Source organism: Klebsiella sp. YJ, assembly GCF_002108615.1.
In the GTDB taxonomy this organism is placed as follows: domain Bacteria; phylum Pseudomonadota; class Gammaproteobacteria; order Enterobacterales; family Enterobacteriaceae; genus Klebsiella; species Klebsiella planticola.
In genome coordinates this window covers 127467-144431 of record NZ_MTEG01000013.1, presented here as the reverse complement: position 1 = coordinate 144431, position 16965 = coordinate 127467, and the positions used below count along the sequence as shown (strand labels likewise).

General features: G+C 56.2%; 20 protein-coding genes. 11 read left to right on the top strand and 9 right to left on the bottom strand.

Annotation, left to right across the window (positions count from 1 at the left end):
- Window positions 1-4 precede the first annotated feature (4 nt).
- Entirely contained in the window at window positions 5-802 is a 798-nt protein-coding gene (locus BV390_RS15235; protein ID WP_032689439.1) for a prepilin peptidase, read from the top strand.
- 20 nt (window positions 803-822) lie between these two features.
- Here the strand turns inward: BV390_RS15235 and hrpB are convergent, their stop codons facing one another.
- Window positions 823-3252, bottom strand: a complete 2430-nt coding sequence (hrpB, locus tag BV390_RS15230) for an ATP-dependent helicase HrpB (protein ID WP_085397073.1) — start codon at window positions 3250-3252, stop codon at window positions 823-825.
- Window positions 3253-3324: 72 nt separating this feature from the next.
- Between hrpB and thpR the strand changes: the two genes are divergently transcribed.
- The 9 genes from thpR to panD all read left to right on the top strand — a co-directional run bounded on the left by thpR (window position 3325) and on the right by panD (window position 10428).
- A complete protein-coding gene (gene thpR / locus BV390_RS15225; RefSeq protein WP_032689441.1) occupies window positions 3325-3861 on the top strand; it encodes an RNA 2',3'-cyclic phosphodiesterase in 537 nt (178 codons plus the stop codon).
- Window positions 3861-4577, top strand: a complete 717-nt coding sequence (gene sfsA, locus BV390_RS15220; RefSeq protein WP_032689442.1) for a DNA/RNA nuclease SfsA — start codon at window positions 3861-3863, stop codon at window positions 4575-4577. The genes thpR and sfsA overlap by 1 nt, the downstream gene beginning before the upstream one ends.
- Before the next feature lie 164 nt (window positions 4578-4741).
- Window positions 4742-5197: an RNA polymerase-binding protein DksA gene (dksA, locus tag BV390_RS15215; RefSeq protein ID WP_032689443.1), complete on the top strand. Its 456-nt coding sequence runs from the start codon at window positions 4742-4744 to the stop codon at window positions 5195-5197.
- Window positions 5198-5259: 62 nt separating this feature from the next.
- On the top strand, window positions 5260-6141 hold the full coding sequence (gene gluQRS / locus BV390_RS15210; protein ID WP_032698130.1) for a tRNA glutamyl-Q(34) synthetase GluQRS: 882 nt from the start codon (window positions 5260-5262) through the stop codon (window positions 6139-6141).
- A gap of 50 nt (window positions 6142-6191) precedes the next feature.
- Window positions 6192-7586, top strand: a complete 1395-nt coding sequence (gene pcnB / locus BV390_RS15205; protein WP_071824645.1) for a polynucleotide adenylyltransferase PcnB — start codon at window positions 6192-6194, stop codon at window positions 7584-7586.
- Entirely contained in the window at window positions 7583-8062 is a 480-nt protein-coding gene (gene folK / locus BV390_RS15200; RefSeq protein ID WP_032698131.1) for a 2-amino-4-hydroxy-6-hydroxymethyldihydropteridine diphosphokinase, read from the top strand. Before pcnB ends, folK begins: the two co-directional genes overlap by 4 nt.
- Before the next feature lie 122 nt (window positions 8063-8184).
- Window positions 8185-8976, top strand: a complete 792-nt coding sequence (gene panB, locus BV390_RS15195; protein WP_004858008.1) for a 3-methyl-2-oxobutanoate hydroxymethyltransferase — start codon at window positions 8185-8187, stop codon at window positions 8974-8976.
- Window positions 8977-8987: 11 nt separating this feature from the next.
- Complete coding sequence (gene panC, locus BV390_RS15190) at window positions 8988-9842, top strand: pantoate--beta-alanine ligase (protein WP_032689446.1); 855 nt, start codon at window positions 8988-8990, stop codon at window positions 9840-9842.
- 205 nt (window positions 9843-10047) lie between these two features.
- Entirely contained in the window at window positions 10048-10428 is a 381-nt protein-coding gene (panD, locus tag BV390_RS15185) for an aspartate 1-decarboxylase (RefSeq protein WP_004858002.1), read from the top strand.
- Between the two features lie 59 nt (window positions 10429-10487).
- On the opposite strand, the gene BV390_RS15180 is transcribed toward panD, so the two are convergent.
- The 7 genes from BV390_RS15180 to BV390_RS15150 form a co-directional block, all read right to left on the bottom strand.
- Complete coding sequence (locus BV390_RS15180; protein ID WP_047664052.1) at window positions 10488-10730, bottom strand: hypothetical protein; 243 nt, start codon at window positions 10728-10730, stop codon at window positions 10488-10490.
- Entirely contained in the window at window positions 10730-11206 is a 477-nt protein-coding gene (locus BV390_RS15175) for a DUF2778 domain-containing protein (RefSeq protein WP_074399006.1), read from the bottom strand. Before BV390_RS15175 ends, BV390_RS15180 begins: the two co-directional genes overlap by 1 nt.
- Window positions 11203-11685 (bottom strand): Hcp family type VI secretion system effector, encoded by a 483-nt coding sequence (locus BV390_RS15170; RefSeq protein ID WP_032697274.1) that lies wholly within the window; start codon window positions 11683-11685, stop codon window positions 11203-11205. The genes BV390_RS15175 and BV390_RS15170 overlap by 4 nt, the downstream gene beginning before the upstream one ends.
- A gap of 277 nt (window positions 11686-11962) precedes the next feature.
- A complete protein-coding gene (locus tag BV390_RS15165; RefSeq protein ID WP_032689569.1) occupies window positions 11963-13210 on the bottom strand; it encodes a polysaccharide deacetylase family protein in 1248 nt (415 codons plus the stop codon).
- Between the two features lie 62 nt (window positions 13211-13272).
- Window positions 13273-13713 (bottom strand): PTS sugar transporter subunit IIA, encoded by a 441-nt coding sequence (locus tag BV390_RS15160; protein WP_032697273.1) that lies wholly within the window; start codon window positions 13711-13713, stop codon window positions 13273-13275.
- Window positions 13714-13832: 119 nt separating this feature from the next.
- The gene (locus BV390_RS15155; protein WP_032689450.1) at window positions 13833-14603 is read right to left on the bottom strand and encodes an ABC transporter permease; all 771 of its coding nucleotides are present in this window, start codon (window positions 14601-14603) and stop codon (window positions 13833-13835) included.
- A complete protein-coding gene (locus BV390_RS15150) occupies window positions 14600-15526 on the bottom strand; it encodes an ABC transporter ATP-binding protein (protein WP_004857993.1) in 927 nt (308 codons plus the stop codon). The genes BV390_RS15155 and BV390_RS15150 overlap by 4 nt, the downstream gene beginning before the upstream one ends.
- Window positions 15527-15632: 106 nt before the next feature.
- On the opposite strand from BV390_RS15150, the gene can reads away from it, so the two are divergent.
- A complete protein-coding gene (gene can, locus BV390_RS15145) occupies window positions 15633-16295 on the top strand; it encodes a carbonate dehydratase (protein ID WP_032689451.1) in 663 nt (220 codons plus the stop codon).
- A 61-nt stretch (window positions 16296-16356) separates the two neighbouring features.
- On the opposite strand, the gene hpt is transcribed toward can, so the two are convergent.
- A complete protein-coding gene (gene hpt / locus BV390_RS15140) occupies window positions 16357-16893 on the bottom strand; it encodes a hypoxanthine phosphoribosyltransferase (RefSeq protein ID WP_015585135.1) in 537 nt (178 codons plus the stop codon).
- Window positions 16894-16965 lie beyond the last annotated feature (72 nt).

The window sequence follows — 16965 nt, the reverse complement described above, 5'->3', positions numbered from 1 at the left end:
CATCATGACGCTACTTAGCGCATTTTCGTTGCAGTTCCCCCTGTTATGGGGCGGATTTTTGTTTATTTTCGGCCTGACGTTTGGCAGCTTTTTTAACGTGGTTATCCACCGTTTGCCGCTGATGATGCGGCAGGAAGAGTCCGCACGATTCAACCTGTGCGTTCCCGCCTCCTTCTGCCCCCAGTGCCAGCGGCCTCTCATCTGGCGGGATAATATTCCTCTGCTCAGCTATCTCTCACTCAAAGGACGCGCCCGCTGCTGCCAGGCGCCCATTTCCCAGCGCTATCCGCTGACGGAACTGGCCAGCGGACTGCTATTTGTGCTGGCCGGATATCTGCTGACGCCGGGGTTGCCGCTGTTGGGGGGGCTGATCCTGCTCTCCACGCTGCTGGTGCTGGCGATCATCGACGGCCAGACTCAGCTCCTGCCGGATCGGCTGACTCTGCCGCTGCTGTGGGCCGGTCTGCTGTTTAATCTCAACGGCACGTTTGTTCCGCTCAGCGAAGCGGTAATCGGCGCCATGACGGGCTATTTATCGCTGTGGACGGTTTACTGGCTGTTTCGCCTGTTGACCGGCAAAGAGGCGCTCGGATACGGAGATTTTAAGTTGCTGGCGGCACTCGGCGCATGGTCAGGCTGGCAGATCCTGCCGCAGACGCTGCTGTGCGCCTCGGCCAGCGGCCTGATCTGGACCTTGCTGCAACGGCGGATCACCCTCCAGTCCCTGGATCAGCCGCTGGCCTTCGGCCCCTGGCTGGCGCTGGCGGGCAGCGGCCTGTTTCTGTGGACTCAGACGCTGTAACCGGAGCTCGACAAGCCCGGCTACGAATACTTTTTGGTGCGCCGCGTCGGCGCGGTATTGGCCGGGTCATCCGGCCAGACATGTTTGGGATAACGCCCCTTCATCTCTTTTTGCACCTCGCGATAGGTCCCCTGCCAGAAAGCGCTGAGGTCGCGGGTAATCTGCAGCGGACGCTGCGCAGGCGACAGCAGCTCCAGCACCAGCGCGATCCGGCCCTGGGCTATCGTCGGCGTGGCGGCTTCGCCGAACATCTCCTGCATACGTACCGCCAGCGCAGGCGGATTATCGGCATGGTAGCGGATCGCTATCCGGCTCCCGGTCGGCACCGTGTAATGGGTTGGCAGTTCGCTGTCCAGCTTCTGTCGCAATGACCACGGCAGCCAGTTTTGTAGCGCCTGGCGTACATCCAACGCTTTCAGCGCGCGCAGCGAGTGTACTCCGCTCATCTGCGGTAGCAGCCAGGCTTCAAGCGAGTCCAGTAGCGAGGCGTCGTCGACGGCCGGCCACGCCTCTTCTGGCAGCCATTGTGCCGCGCAGAGCAGGCGCAGACGCAGCTGTTCGGCTTCCGGCGTCCAGTTAAGCACGCCGAGGCCCTTATCGCGGATGCCGTTGAGCATCGCCTGATGCAGCTCCTCTTCCGAGGGTTTCGCCAGCGGCTGGGTTTTTAACACCAGTTGACCGATACAGGTACGTCGCCAGGCCTTCAGCGTCCCCTGCGCCTCATCCCATTCGACGGTATCGGAACGCTGCGCCAACCCGGGGCACTGCGCCAGCAGCGCATTGACATCCAGCGGCAGCGCCAGGAGAATCCGCGCGTCCGGCGAGGCGCTTCCCTGCAGGAGCAGAGGCGCAATCAGCCATTCGTGGCGCCCGAGCGCATCGTCGGCGTCCAGCATCGCCCCCATCCCGTTGGCGAGCTGATAGCGCCCTTCCTGACCGCGGCGACGGGCGATCCGGTCGACAAATGCCGGCGCCAGCAGCGGCGCCAGGCGCTGTGCATCGGGCTGACCATCGCGGCTGCCCAGCCGCTTCAAAAGCTGCTGCGCCCGCTGCTGCCAGTTCGGCTGCTGGCGGGCAAACGCCGCGCCGAGATCGCTGTTTCCGCCGCGCGGAGGCTCTTCGAGGATCGCCGCCAGTTTCGCCACGGTCGCCGCATCATCCGGATCGGTTGCCGCCGTCAACATGGCCGCGAGACGCGGGTCGTTACCCAGGGTGGCCATTTGGCGCCCGCGCGCCGATAACCTGTCGCCCTCCAGCGCCGATAGCGCCGTCAGCAAGCGTCGGGCCGCTGCCAGGTTTGCCTCAGGCGGTAAATCGAGCCAGTGCAGCTGCGCCGGATCGCGGCATCCCCACTGTAAAAGCTCCAGCAGCAGCGCTGAGAGATCGCTGTGCAGTATCTCAGGATCGCTCTGTGCCGCCGCGCGTTCCGCCTGTTCTTTGCCGATCAAATGCAGACAAATCCCCGGCTCCAGACGGCCGGCGCGACCGGCGCGTTGGGTCATTGACGCCTGGCTGATGCGTTGCGTAATCAGTCGGGTTAAGCCGGTACGGGCGTCAAAGCGGGCGACGCGCTCCTGGGCGCTATCGACCACCAGCCGGATACCTTCGATGGTTAAGCTGGTCTCGGCGATATTGGTCGCCAGCACCACTTTGCGCTGACCTTCGGCGGCCGGGAGAATCGCTTTACGCTGCTCGCTCAGCGGCAGCGCCCCGTACAGCGGACAGAGCACCACATCGTCGGCCACCCGTTCGGCCAGCTGCGCCTGCACCCGCTGAATTTCCCCCACGCCCGGGAGGAACAGCAGCATCGAGCCGCGCTCCTGGCGCAGCAGTTCCGCAGCGGCGATGGCGACCGCTTCATCGAAACGCTGATGCGCGGCAAGCGCCTGAAAGCGTTTTTCCACCGGGAACGCACGCCCTTCAGAGCAGATTGTCGGCGCCGAAGGCAGCAGCCGCTGCAGACGATCGTTATCCAGCGTCGCTGACATAATCAGCAGTTTAAGATCCTCCCGTAGCCCCTGCTGGACATCCAGCAGCAGCGCCAGCGCCAGATCCGCCTGCAGGCTGCGCTCGTGGAACTCATCGAGGATCACCAGCCCGACGCCGCTCAGTTCGGGATCGTGCTGGATCATCCGCGTCAGAATGCCTTCAGTCACTACCTCCAGTCGCGTATTCGGTCCGATGCAGGTTTCCGCGCGCATCCGGTAGCCGACGGTCGCCCCCGGTTTCTCACCCAGCAGCTCCGCCAGACGTTGTGCCACGTTGCGGGCGGCTAATCGCCGCGGCTCCAGCAGAATAATGCGCCCGTCGATATGGCCATCGGCGAGTATTTGCAGCGGCAGCCAGGTCGATTTCCCGGCGCCGGTTGGCGCATTGAGCAATACCTGCGGCGCCTGCTGCAGTGCGGAAAGAAGTTCAGGGAGGACGGCGGCAACCGGCAATTGGGACACGAATGGCTCCGGAGGTTAACATTTGAGGGCAAGCATTGTAGCATCCTGATAATTCATTACCGAGTCTCTATCATGTCCGAGCCGAAAAGGCTGTTTTTCGCCCTTGAGCTGCCTGCTGAAGCCCAGCGGCAAATCGTTCACTGGCGCGCGGCGAACTTTCCGGAAGATGCCGGACGGCCGGTGGCCGCAGATAACCTGCACCTGACGCTGGCCTTTCTCGGCGAAGTCAGCGCGGACAAGCAGCGTGCGCTGGCGGCGCTGGCCGGGCGCATCCGCCAGCCCGGTTTTACGCTCACGCTCGACGATGCCGGCCAGTGGCTGCGTTCCCGCGTGGTGTGGCTCGGCACCCGCCGGCCTCCGCGCGGCCTGCTACAGCTGGCTAACATGCTGCGCGCCCAGGCGGCACGTAGCGGCTGCTATCAAAGCCCGCAGCCGTTTCATCCGCATATCACCCTGCTGCGCGAAGCCCGCCACGCGGTGCCCATTCCGCCGCCGGGCTTCAGCTGGACTTTTGCCGTCAGTGAGTTTGTGCTTTATGAATCCCGTTTTTCCCGCGGACGCACCCGCTATACCGCGCTGGAACGTTATCCCTTTAACAAGGAAAGCTGATGCAGTTCACTCCACCTTTACAATCCGCCATCCTGATTAAGCGTTACAAACGGTTTTTGGCGGATGTGGTCACCCCCGACGGTCGGGAGCTTACGCTACACTGCCCGAATACCGGCGCAATGACCGGCTGCGCAACCCCCGGCGATACCGTCTGGTACTCCACGTCGGATAACCCGAAACGCAAATACGCCCATACCTGGGAATTAACGCAAACCCAGCGGGGCGCAATAATTTGTGTTAATACTTTACGCGCGAATATACTGGCAAAAGAGGCGATACTTGCGGGGAGCATTGTCGAACTTTCTGGATATAACACGCTGAAAAGTGAAGTAAAATACGGCGAGGAAAAGAGTCGTATCGATATTATGTTACAGGCAGAAGAGCGACAAAACTGCTATATTGAAGTGAAATCGGTTACGTTGGCGGAAAATGAAAGCGGTTATTTCCCCGATGCTGTTACCGAGCGCGGTCAAAAGCACCTTCGGGAGCTGATGAGCGTGGCGGCGGCAGGCGACCGGGCCGTAATCTTGTTCGCCGTGCTCCATTCGGCGATCGACCGTTTCTCACCCGCGCATCATATTGATGCCAGATACGCACAGCTGTTGATTGAGGCGCAAACCAAGGGGGTAGAAATTCTCGTTTATAAAGCGGAACTTTCTACTGAAATGATGACTCTGAATAAGCCGATTACCGCGGTGTTAACCCCCGGTAAATAAACGGCTAAATTGTGTCCGGGTCGCGAGCGCAAATACGCTTTTCTTCACAGGGTTGTCAAGTGTAACGTTTAGATAATTGCTATCCGGAAAAGCATCTGCTATTTATAGCGGCCTGATTTTTCCCCCAACATGGGGATCGATAGTGCGTGTTAAGGAGAAGCAACATGCAAGAAGGGCAAAACCGTAAAACATCGTCCCTGAGTATTCTCGCCATCGCTGGGGTGGAGCCATATCAAGAGAAGCCGGGCGAAGAGTATATGAACGAAGCCCAGCTGGCGCACTTCAGGCGTATTCTTGAAGCATGGCGTAATCAACTCAGGGATGAAGTGGATCGCACCGTATCGCACATGCAGGATGAAGCAGCTAACTTCCCGGATCCGGTAGACCGTGCCGCTCAGGAAGAAGAATTCAGCCTGGAACTGCGTAACCGCGACCGCGAACGTAAACTGATCAAAAAGATCGAGAAAACGCTGAAGAAAGTCGAAGACGAGGATTTCGGCTTCTGCGAATCCTGTGGCGTTGAGATTGGCATTCGCCGTCTGGAAGCGCGTCCGACCGCTGACCTGTGCATCGACTGCAAAACGCTGGCGGAAATTCGCGAAAAGCAGATGGCTGGCTAATCCGCTTCGCTATCGTATCTCCGGCGGGAGTCTCTCCCGCCTACATGTTTTATTAGTCACCCATGAATGACTCACACTATATTGGCCGCTTTGCCCCCTCACCTTCCGGCGAACTCCACTTCGGCTCTCTGATTGCCGCACTCGGCAGCTATCTTCAGGCCCGTGCGCAAAACGGTATCTGGCGCGTACGCATTGAAGATATCGATCCGCCGCGTGAAGTCCCCGGCGCCGCCAGTACGATTCTGCGCCAGCTGGAGCACTATGGCCTGCACTGGGATGGCGAAGTGCTGTGGCAGTCGCAGCGTCACGAAGCCTACCGCGAGCGGCTGGCCTGGCTGCATGAACAGGGGCTTTGCTATTACTGCACCTGTACCCGGGCCCGTATTCACGCCGTCGGCGGCGTGTATGACGGCCACTGCCGCGATTTACGACTCGGCGCCAACGATGCCGCCCTGCGCTTACGTCAGACGCGGCCGGTCCTCGCGTTTTATGACCGTCTGCGCGGTACCCTCGTCGCCGATGAGGCGCTGGCGCGGGAAGATTTCATTATCCACCGCCGCGACGGTCTGTTCGCCTATAATCTTGCGGTGGTCGTGGACGATCATTTCCAGGGAGTCAGCGAAATCGTCCGCGGGGCGGATCTTATCGAACCGACGGTGCGCCAGATTTCGCTGTATCAGCATTTTGGCTGGCAGGCTCCGGACTATGTCCATCTGCCGCTGGCGGTGAATGCCCAGGGGAATAAACTCTCCAAACAAAACCACGCCCCGGCGCTGCCGGAGGGCGATCCGCGTCCCGAAATTATGCGGGCGTTAATGTTTCTTAATCAGGATATTGAGCAGGAATGGCGAGCGTTAAGTATTGAGGATTTACTGAAGAATGCGGTAGCCAACTGGGACCTGCAAAAAATCCAGCATTCTCAAATGACTCTCGCTGAGCTATGATTAGCCGCTATTTTTTGTCCTGAAGTCCGTCTGACACTACGAGGTGCAACATTTTTACCCGAGTCGCTAATTTTTGCCGTAAGGTGCTAAGCCGTGAAGAGCGCGACGCAGAAGCCGCCGTTGAACAAACGCATATGACGGTTATCCCGCGTGAACAGCATGCAATTTCCCGCAAAGATATCAGTGATAATGCCCTCAAGGTGCTCTATCGACTGAACAAGGCGGGCTATGAAGCCTATCTCGTCGGCGGTGGCGTACGTGACCTTCTGCTTGGTAAAAAACCTAAAGATTTTGACGTGACAACCAGCGCGACGCCGGATCAGGTTCGTAAACTGTTCCGCAACTGTCGTCTGGTGGGTCGTCGTTTCCGCCTGGCGCACGTGATGTTCGGGCCGGAAATCATCGAAGTCGCCACCTTCCGCGGCCACCATGAAGGGCACACCACCGATCGTGTGACTTCACAGCGCGGCCAGAACGGGATGCTGCTGCGCGACAACATCTTCGGATCGATCGAAGAAGATGCCCAGCGTCGCGACTTCACCATTAACAGCCTGTATTACAGCGTGGCCGATTTTACCGTGCGCGACTACGTCGGCGGCATGAAAGATCTGCAGGAGGGCATGATTCGCCTGATTGGCGATCCGGAAACCCGCTACCGCGAAGATCCGGTCCGCATGCTGCGCGCTGTGCGCTTTGCCGCCAAGCTGAATATGAACATCAGCGCGGAAACCGCCGAGCCGATTCCGCGTCTTGCCGCGCTGCTCCATGACGTTCCCCCGGCGCGTCTGTTCGAAGAAGTGCTGAAGCTGCTGCAGGCGGGCTATGGCTATGATACCTACATGCTGCTGCGCGAATATAACCTGTTCCAGCCGCTGTTCCCGACCATCACCCGCTACTTTACCGAGCGCGGCGATAGCCCGATGGAACACATCATTACCCAGGTGCTGAAGAATACCGATAACCGCATCCATAACGATATGCGCGTTAACCCGGCGTTCCTGTTTGCGGTCATGTTCTGGTATCCGCTGCTGGAAATGGCGCAGAAAATCACCCAGGAGAGCGGTCTGGCCTACAACGACGCTTTCGCGCTGGCGATGAACGATGTGCTGGATGAAGCCTGCCGTACGCTGGCCATTCCGAAGCGTATTACCACTCTGGTACGCGATATCTGGCAGCTGCAGCTGCGCATGTCCCGCCGCCAGGGCAAACGCGCCTGGAAGCTGATGGAACATCCGAAATTCCGCGCCGCCTACGATCTGCTGGAGCTGCGTGCCGGCGCCGAGAAAAATGGCGAACTGCAGCGTCTGACCAAATGGTGGGGCGAGTTCCAGGTTGCCGCGCCGCCAGATCAAAAAGAGATGCTTAACGAGCTCGATGACGAACCCGCACCGCGCCGCCGCCATCGTCGCCCGCGTAAACGCACCCCGCGTCAGGGTGGCGCATGACCCGCGTCTACATCGCGATCGGCAGCAATCTGGCTTCTCCTCTGGAGCAGGTCAACGCTGCCGTGACGGCGCTGGCTGCCATTCCAGACAGCCGGATGGTTGCGGTCTCCTCTTTTTACCGCACGCCGCCGCTGGGGCCGCAGGATCAGCCTGACTACCTCAATGCCGCCGTCGCCCTGGAGACGGAACTGCAGGCTGAAGCCTTGCTGGAGCATACCCAGCGCATCGAGCTGCAGCAGGGCCGTCAACGCAAAGCCGAACGCTGGGGCCCTCGTACGCTGGATCTCGATATCATGCTGTTTGGCGATGCCGTGATTAACAGCGAGCGCCTGACGGTACCGCACTACGATATGAAAAACCGCGGCTTTATGCTGTGGCCGCTGTATGAGATTGCCCCGACGCTTCATTTCCCCGACGGCGCCACTCTGCGCCAGGCGCTGGAAAACCTCGGCGCCGAAAAGCCGGCGATCTGGTAGTTCCCCCTTCCCCATTTTTAGCCATTACGGCGATCGTCGTTATCGGTTGCCTAAAACCATTGCCCCTCTGAATGCTGCTGTTAGAATGCCGGTTAATATGACTTTCATCATCAGGAAACGTTATGAAACCGACCACTATCGCCCTGCTGCAGAAATGCAAACAGGAGAAGCAGCGCTTCGCCACCATCACCGCCTATGACTACAGCTTTGCGAAGCTGTTTGCCGATGAAGGGATCAACGTGATGCTGGTAGGTGACTCGCTGGGTATGACGGTGCAAGGGCACGACTCGACCTTGCCGGTGACCGTGGAAGATATCGCCTACCACACCCAGGCGGTACGTCGCGGCGCCCCCCATTGCCTGCTGCTCGCTGACCTGCCGTTTATGGCCTACGCCACCCCGGAACAGACCTTCGCTAACGCCGCCATTGTGATGCGCGCAGGCGCCAACATGGTTAAGCTTGAAGGCGGCGCCTGGCTTGCGGAAACGGTGAAAATGCTGGCGGAACGCGCGGTGCCGGTTTGCGGCCACCTTGGTCTGACCCCACAGTCGGTCAATATTTTCGGCGGCTATAAAGTGCAGGGCCGCGGCGACGCGGCGCAGGCGCTGTTCGACGACGCGCTGGCACTGGAAGCGGCTGGCGCACAGCTGCTGGTCCTTGAGTGCGTCCCGGTCGAGCTGGCTCAACGTATCACCGAGGCGTTAACCATTCCGGTTATCGGCATTGGTGCGGGTAACGTCACCGACGGCCAGATCCTCGTGATGCATGACGCTTTCGGGATCACCGGCGGCCATATCCCTAAGTTCGCTAAAAATTTCCTCGCTGAAGCGGGCGACATGCGCGCCGCAGTGCGGCAGTATATTGCCGACGTGGAGTCCGGCGTTTATCCGGGCGAAGAACACAGTTTCCATTAAGGAGTCTTGTTGTGCTGATTATTGAATCCCTGCCGCTGCTGCGCCAACATATCCGCCGTTTGCGCCAGGAAGGTAAGCGTATCGCGCTGGTTCCCACTATGGGCAACCTGCACGACGGTCATATGCAGCTGGTGGATACCGCAAAAGCCAGCGCCGATGTCGTGGTGGTCAGTATTTTCGTCAACCCGATGCAGTTCGATCGTCCTGACGATCTGTCGCGCTATCCGCGTACGCTGCAGGATGATTGCGAAAAGCTGAACAAACGTAAGGTGGATTTTGTTTTCGCTCCCGCGCCGGCAGAGATCTATCCGCACGGTACCGAAAACCAGACCTGTGTGGATGTACCGGGGCTGTCGACCATGCTTGAGGGTGCCAGTCGTCCAGGCCACTTCCGCGGCGTATCGACCATCGTCAGCAAGCTGTTTAACCTGGTTCAGCCGGATGTCGCCTGCTTTGGCGAGAAGGACTTCCAGCAGCTGGCGCTGATTCGTAAAATGGTCGCCGACATGGGTTACGATATTGAGATAATCGGCGTGCCGATTATTCGTGCTAAAGATGGTTTGGCGCTGAGCTCACGCAACGGCTACCTCACCGCAGAGCAGCGTAAAATTGCGCCCGGCCTGTACAAAGTGCTGAGCGCCGTCGCCGATAAGCTTGCCGCCGGTGAACGTAACCTGGATGAAATCATTACCCTTGCCGGGCAGGAGCTGAACGAGAAAGGCTTCCGCGCCGACGATATCCAGATCCGGGATGCGGATACGCTGCTGGAGCTGACGGAAACCAGTCAACGTGCGGTGATCCTGATGGCCGCATGGCTGGGACAGGCGCGGTTGATCGATAACCAAATCGTCGAACTGGGTCAGTAGACAAGGGTTAAAAATCTGGCAATATTGCCGGACATTTACTCAAAGCGGATGTCATGTCCGCTTCGTATCATTTAAGGTATAGACCCTGACTAATCCGCTTGCAGACCGGCGGCAGGCAAGAGCACTACCGTCCCCCATCAGGGGAAAGTCGCTCGCCCGCCACGCCCCTGCACTCTGAAGCAGGACGGGAAGAAAGGTAGACATCATGATTCGTAATATGCTGCAGGGCAAACTCCACCGCGTTAAAGTCACGCAGGCCGACCTGCACTATGAAGGTTCCTGCGCCATTGACCAGGATTTTCTGGATGCGTCCGGTATTCTTGAAAACGAAGCGATCCACATCTGGAACGTGACTAACGGCAACCGTTTCTCCACCTATGCCATTGCCGCCGAACGTGGCTCGCGAATCATTTCGGTGAATGGCGCTGCCGCGCACTGTGCCAGCGTGGGTGACATTCTGATTATTGCCAGCTTCGTCACCATGCCTGATGAAGAAGCCCGCCGCTGGCAGCCGAAAGTGGCCTATTTCGAAGGCGACAACGAAATGAAGCGCCAGGCAAAAGCCATTCCGGTACAGGTTGCCTGATAGCCAATCGCTGACGGTGCGCCGCCCAGACGGGGCACCGTTTATTTATAACAGAATACTCAAGATAAACGTCTTTTAATCGCAGCCGTTATATAAACCACTATTGCCACGATGAACAGTGAAGCAATACAAAGCGACAGAAAGTAATACTTATCCCATATATCACCAGGTATAACTTCTGTATAGCGTCTGATCAGATAGTAGGTTTTGACTTCCGGCATAAATAAAAACATCAGTACGAACACTACTGTATATAGTAATGCTTCGCCAATCCATAATAGCGCGTATTGTATCGGTTTCATTAGTACACCTGTACGGTCCCGAAGGCAGTTAATGACGCTGTTACCTGTATTGTGGGCGTATTAAGTAATGCAGCACGTAACAACATAAAATCAGATAGTCGGGGTAGAGTAATACAACCTTCACTAACTCCCTTATAACCTGCTGGATGAAGTCTAAAATGTCCCCTCTGTACTTCTCCCACCCATGTTAGATCATCTATCTGTGAATCATGTCGATACAGGGCAAACCATATCGACCGCTCCGAGCCAGAAATAAATGACGCTATGGGATCAGTTAACGCCGTAAGCAACCCTCCGGTACCACGCGTAACGATATAGTACAGGCCAGTCGGTAATGGTCCAATAGAGGGTACAGCCACCGCATCAGGATCGTTACGTGATGTTCCGGTACCCGAATAGGCAGGGAAAAAACCGATTCCCGGGCAACTCAGGTTACTTAGCTGATTTCCGTTGAGACAGAAAGTACATCGAATCATCGCTCATTCCATGCGTCAGAAAAGAGAATGTTGCCATCACAATGTTTCCATGTAATTTTTTCATAACGTAATGAAACTGCTTCCAGGTGATTATATTTTTCAGTTGCCGGATTTTTACAATCATGCATCATTGGGCAAATAGAGATGACCTTAACGTTCTCAAGTAACATATTAAAGTATTCTTGTTCCTGTCCACAGTCGTTAATTTTATACCATTTAACTTCTACGCTTTTCAGCGTTTGCCCCTTTGCTACGGCTTTATAAATATATGGACTTGATGAATCAAACTCTTTTTGAAATATTAATGGTGAATGTAAACGTGTCCCCGAAATCTTACCGGTGCTGTTATCGGTGGGAAGATGTAAACCATGACTAAAACCGAGAACTTCAATACTCCCCTCACGATCCTGAACATCAACCGCGCCTTTGATATCAGCACCGCCATCATCTTTCATCCATAAATAAGCCGGAATTGCCATTCTGCACATCCTTTTTCTATGATTAGATCGAATAACCATAAATAAAAGATGGACTTTATGCTATCGAATAAATTCTAAAAATAAATAAGATTATTAATGGCATGATATAATAAAGAGCCTGCTCAGAAACTCACCTGTAGGGTATCTGATATCACATCACCGGCAATGGAATCTTATTCTTAGCGCTATTTTGCCGCTCCGTGAGTACGTGCAGCCAGAACTTTGCGCCTGCATTTTCCGCTACCGTACGAGTTTTCAGCCCCGGACCAGCCACCATTTATCCCTGCGGTTGGTTGCTGATCAGCCGTGACATCGTCTCCAGCGAATCGGTCCGCAGAATATAGAGTCTTTTCAGTAAGAACGGGTTATCGCCCGGCTTCACCTTGCCTCTCACCGTGGTCACCGCCATATGAAAACCGGCGTCGTTCGCCGCCCTGACCGCCGTCGCGTTATAGCCGCCAAACGGATAAGAGAGATACAGCACGTGCGGATTAAACTGGGCCAGCGCGCGTCGCGAACGCTCAAAATCGAACAGCACATTATGGTAGCTGCGGCTTAACAGAATCGGATGATGCTGGGCATCAACCCGGTGCAGGAAGTGCGTATGGGACTGTATATCAAAAACGTCCTGAATCTGCTTGAGCTCGGAAACGCTCATAAACTGCAGCGATTTCGGCTCCCACTTCTGCGGGTGACGTTTGATACGCGATGAGATAATAAATGCCGTCGCGTGAAAGCCATACTGCTTCAGTATCGGGTACGCGTAGCGGTTAACCGACTTCAGACCATCGTCAAAGGTAATCACCACCGAGCGGGCCGGCAGATTGATTTTATTACGCAGATAGCCTTCCAGCTGATACATCGTCAGCGTGGTGTAGCCCCGATCGCGGAGCCAGGTCATCTGGTTGCTGAAGGCGCGTACCGAAGTCGTGGTAGAGGTGTGGCGAAAACGGGTGTTCTCTTCATCGCGCAGAATGTGATGGTAGGTCAGCATCGGGATACCGCGATCTTCCTGAGCATCCAGGCTACTGACCCATGCCAGCCGGTTACCCATGCGAATTTGAAACCAGGTCTGGTTGAGACGGTCTTTCAGCTTGCTGATAATGGGATAGCGCAGATTATTCGCCAGGGTGCCAAACGGCGCGCTGCCGACGGAAGGCGCATCGTACACCGGCGTATCTTTCCAGGTGAGCAGGTTCTGGTTACTCAGCGGTTTATGCAAATCGCCGAGGTTGTCTTCAACCCGCTGCTTGCCCTGCACCGGTTCGAGGTGGCCTTTATCGATAAAGCCGGTGCCGAAACCGAAGCTGAATTCGTAATAATCGGCGGACGTCGGCACCACGGCGATAATTTGCCCGCCCCGAATGTTCCCCACGCTCACCACGTCATTCCCGACCTGCGCCCAGATAACCGCATCTTCCGTCGTCTGCATATAGCGGGCGGGAGTGCCCTGCTGGCTAAGCAGGCTGGCTGAAGCGCTGAGCGATGTCAGCAAAAGGAACAGGGCAACAATTCGGGCAAACATGCAGGTCGGACCGCTAGAGAAATCAGCCGCCATTGTAACAAAAGCGGCATCAATACCAATGCTTAATTGCCGAACGCATCATGGCGCAGGCGGAAAGGCGGATTTTTTTGCTGTTGGTGCCAGAGGCTGCTGACGACCGGGCCTCCGCTGCTCACGATCGCGTCGCGAAACGCTTCGCTGCTCAGGGTGTCGCGCAGAAGATACATCCGCTCAAGTAATGGATAGCTGATACCAGAGATCACTTCACAATGGGTATGTTTATGGCTCATCAGGGCCGCCACGCGATAGGGAGGTGCCCCGGTGTGGTCGGTCAAAAAAATCACGCCATCGCCGCTGTCCGTGGCGTGCAGCGCATCGCACATCATCCGGCTCAACATATTGCTGCTAAGGTTACGCCAGTAATTTACCGCCCGGCATTGCGCCAGCGGGCCAAACTTTTTTTCCAGACGATCCAGCAGCTCCTCCGCTTTCTCATCATGACAGGTAATCACCCAACCCAACATAGACAGCCTCCTTAGCAGAGAAACACTGTAACAAAGGGGATAAGGCAGATGAGTGATGGCAGTCAAGATTAGCAAATAGCGCCTGGTCTTCAGGCCAGACGCTATTTGCCGACGCGCGGTTAGCTGCGCAGACCGCGTCCACGCTGGATCAGATACCAGCACAGCGCGTAGAACAGAACAATAAAGACCACCAGTACGCCAAAGGTCGTAACCAGCGGAACATCGTTGATGCCGAGGAATCCGTAGCGGAAGCCGCTGATCATGTAAACAATCGGGTTGAGGTGCGACAGCGCCTGCCAGAATGGCGGCAGCAGGGTCAGGGAGTAAAACACCCCGCCGAGGTAAGTCAGCGGCGTCAGCACGAAGGTGGGGATCAGGCTGATATCATCAAAGGTCTTGGCAAAAACCGCGTTCAGCAAACCCGCCAGCGAGAAGAGGACCGCGGTCAGAATCAGCGTCAGTCCAACGAATAGCCAGGAATGCACCTGGAACGGCACGAAGAATAACGATATCGCGGTAACCAGAATCCCTACGCACAGCCCGCGCGCGACCCCGCCGCCAACATAGCCGGCGATAACCACGTGCGTCGGCACCGGTGCCACCAGCAGCTCTTCGATATTGCGCTGAAATTTCGCGCTGAAGAACGAGGAGGCCACGTTGGCGTAGGCGTTGGTGATCACCGCCATCATGATCAGACCCGGCACAATAAACTGCATATAGGTAAAGCCATGCATTTCACCGATCCGCGAGCCGATCAAATTGCCAAAGATGACAAAATAGAGGGTCATGGTGATCACCGGCGGTACCAGCGTCTGGATCCAGATACGCATAAAGCGGTGAATTTCCTTGGCCCAGATGCTTTTCAGCGCGACCCAATAAAGCTGCATCATGCTGATTCTCCTTTTCTGTCATGCACCAGCGTGACAAACAGCTCTTCCAGCCGGTTGGCTTTGTTACGCATACTTAACACCTGAACACCCTGAGCACTCAGCTGGGCAAATACGCTGTTAATCCCCTGCTCGCGCAGCACTTCGACTTCCAGCGTGGAGGTATCCACCAGCCGATACTGATAACCTTCCAGCGTCGGCAGCGGGCTTTTCGGCGCCAGATCGAGGATGAACGTTTCTGATTTCAACTTGGCAAGCAGCGCCTTCATTGAGGTGTTTTCCACCAGCTCTCCCCGTTGAATAATCCCGATATTGCGGCACAGCATCTCCGCCTCTTCCAGGTAGTGAGTGGTCAGGATGATGGTGGTGCCTTTATCGTTCAAATCCTTGAGAAAACCCCACATCGAGCGGCGAAGTTCGATATCCACCCCCGCAGTAGGTTCATCAAGGATCAGCAGTTTGGGTTCATGCATCAACGCGCGGGCAATCATCAGGCGTCGCTTCATCCCGCCGGAGAGCATCCGTGCGCGTTCGTTGCGCTTTTCCCACAGATCGAGCTGTTTTAAGTACTTTTCGCTGCGCAGAAGCGCTTCTTTATGCTCAACGCCGTAGTAGCCGGCCTGGTGAACGACGATCTGCTGGACGGTTTCAAACGGGTTGAAGTTGAACTCCTGCGGCACCAGTCCGAGCTGACGCTTGGCATTTACCACGTCCTTTTGCAGGTCGTAGCCAAAGACGTTGACCTCGCCGGAGGTTTTATTTACCAGCGAACTGATAATGCCAATCGTGGTGGATTTCCCCGCCCCATTAGGGCCGAGCAGCGCATAAAAGTCCCCTGCTTCCACCTGCAGATCGATTCCCCGAAGCGCCTGAACCCCACCGGGGTAGGTCTTGGTGAGCTGTTTTAATTCCAGAGCAATGGTCATTAAATATCTCTTCTCGTGTCATGACACGCGATGGGTTGTTTTAAATAAAGTGAGGTTAACCTATATTAGCCCAACGCACTTACTTGGTTACAGGCCGTAAACGTCCATGAATGATATAGATACACTCATCAGCAATAATGCACTATGGTCAAAAATGCTGGTGGAAGAAGACCCCGGCTTTTTCGCGACATTGTCGCAAGCGCAGAAGCCACGCTTTCTGTGGATTGGATGTTCTGATAGCCGTGTTCCTGCGGAACGCTTAACCGGCCTTGAGCCCGGTGAACTGTTTGTCCATCGTAACGTAGCCAATCTGGTGATTCATACCGACCTGAACTGTCTTTCCGTGGTGCAGTATGCCGTCGACGTGCTGGAAGTCGAGCATATCATCATCTGCGGCCACTACGGCTGCGGCGGCGTGCAGGCGGCGGTCGAAAACACCGAGCTGGGGCTTATCGACAACTGGCTGCTGCATATTCGCGATATCTGGTTCAAACACAGCTCGCTGCTGGGCGAAATGCCCGAAGAGCGCCGGCTGGATACGTTATGTGAACTGAACGTGATGGAGCAGGTTTATAACCTGGGCCACTCGACCATTATGCAGTCGGCGTGGAAGCGGGGGCAGAAGGTCACCATCCACGGCTGGGCCTACGGTATCCATGACGGGCTGTTACGCGATCTTGATGTGACTGCCGTCAGCCGCGAAACCCTTGAACAGCGCTACCGTCAGGGAATTTCCAACCTCAAGAGCAAACACATCAACCACAAGTAACCCGCCCGCTTCAGAAAACCCCGGCAGCGCAGTGCGCCATCGTCCGGGGTTGCATAAAACCTTACTCGTCCAGCAGCACCACTTTGCCGACGTACGGCAGATGGCGATAGCGCTGAGCGTAATCAATGCCGTAGCCGACCACGAACTCATCCGGGATAGCAAAGCCAACAAACTCTACCGGCACGTTCACTTCACGACGGCTCGGCTTGTCCAGCAGCGTACAAATCGCCAGAGATTTCGGCTCACGCAGGCTGAGAATTTCACGCACTTTAGACAGCGTGTTGCCGGAATCGATAATGTCTTCCACAATCAAGACGTCTTTACCGCGAATGTCTTCATCCAGATCTTTGAGGATTTTAACGTCACGGGTCGTCGACATGCCGCTGCCGTAGCTGGAGGCGGTCATAAAATCGACTTCATGCGGCACCTGCACTTCACGACACAGATCGGCCATAAACATAAATGAGCCGCGCAGCAGCCCCACCAGCACCATTTCGCTGCCGCTGTCTTTGTAGCATTCGTTGATTTGACGACCCAGTTCGGCGATACGCGCTTTGATCTCGGCTTCCGGGATCATCACTTCTACAGTATGTTTCATTAAACTAACCATTTGATTCTTAAGATAAATCATCAACACCGCTGCGAATGCACCGACATTGACCGGCAAGCT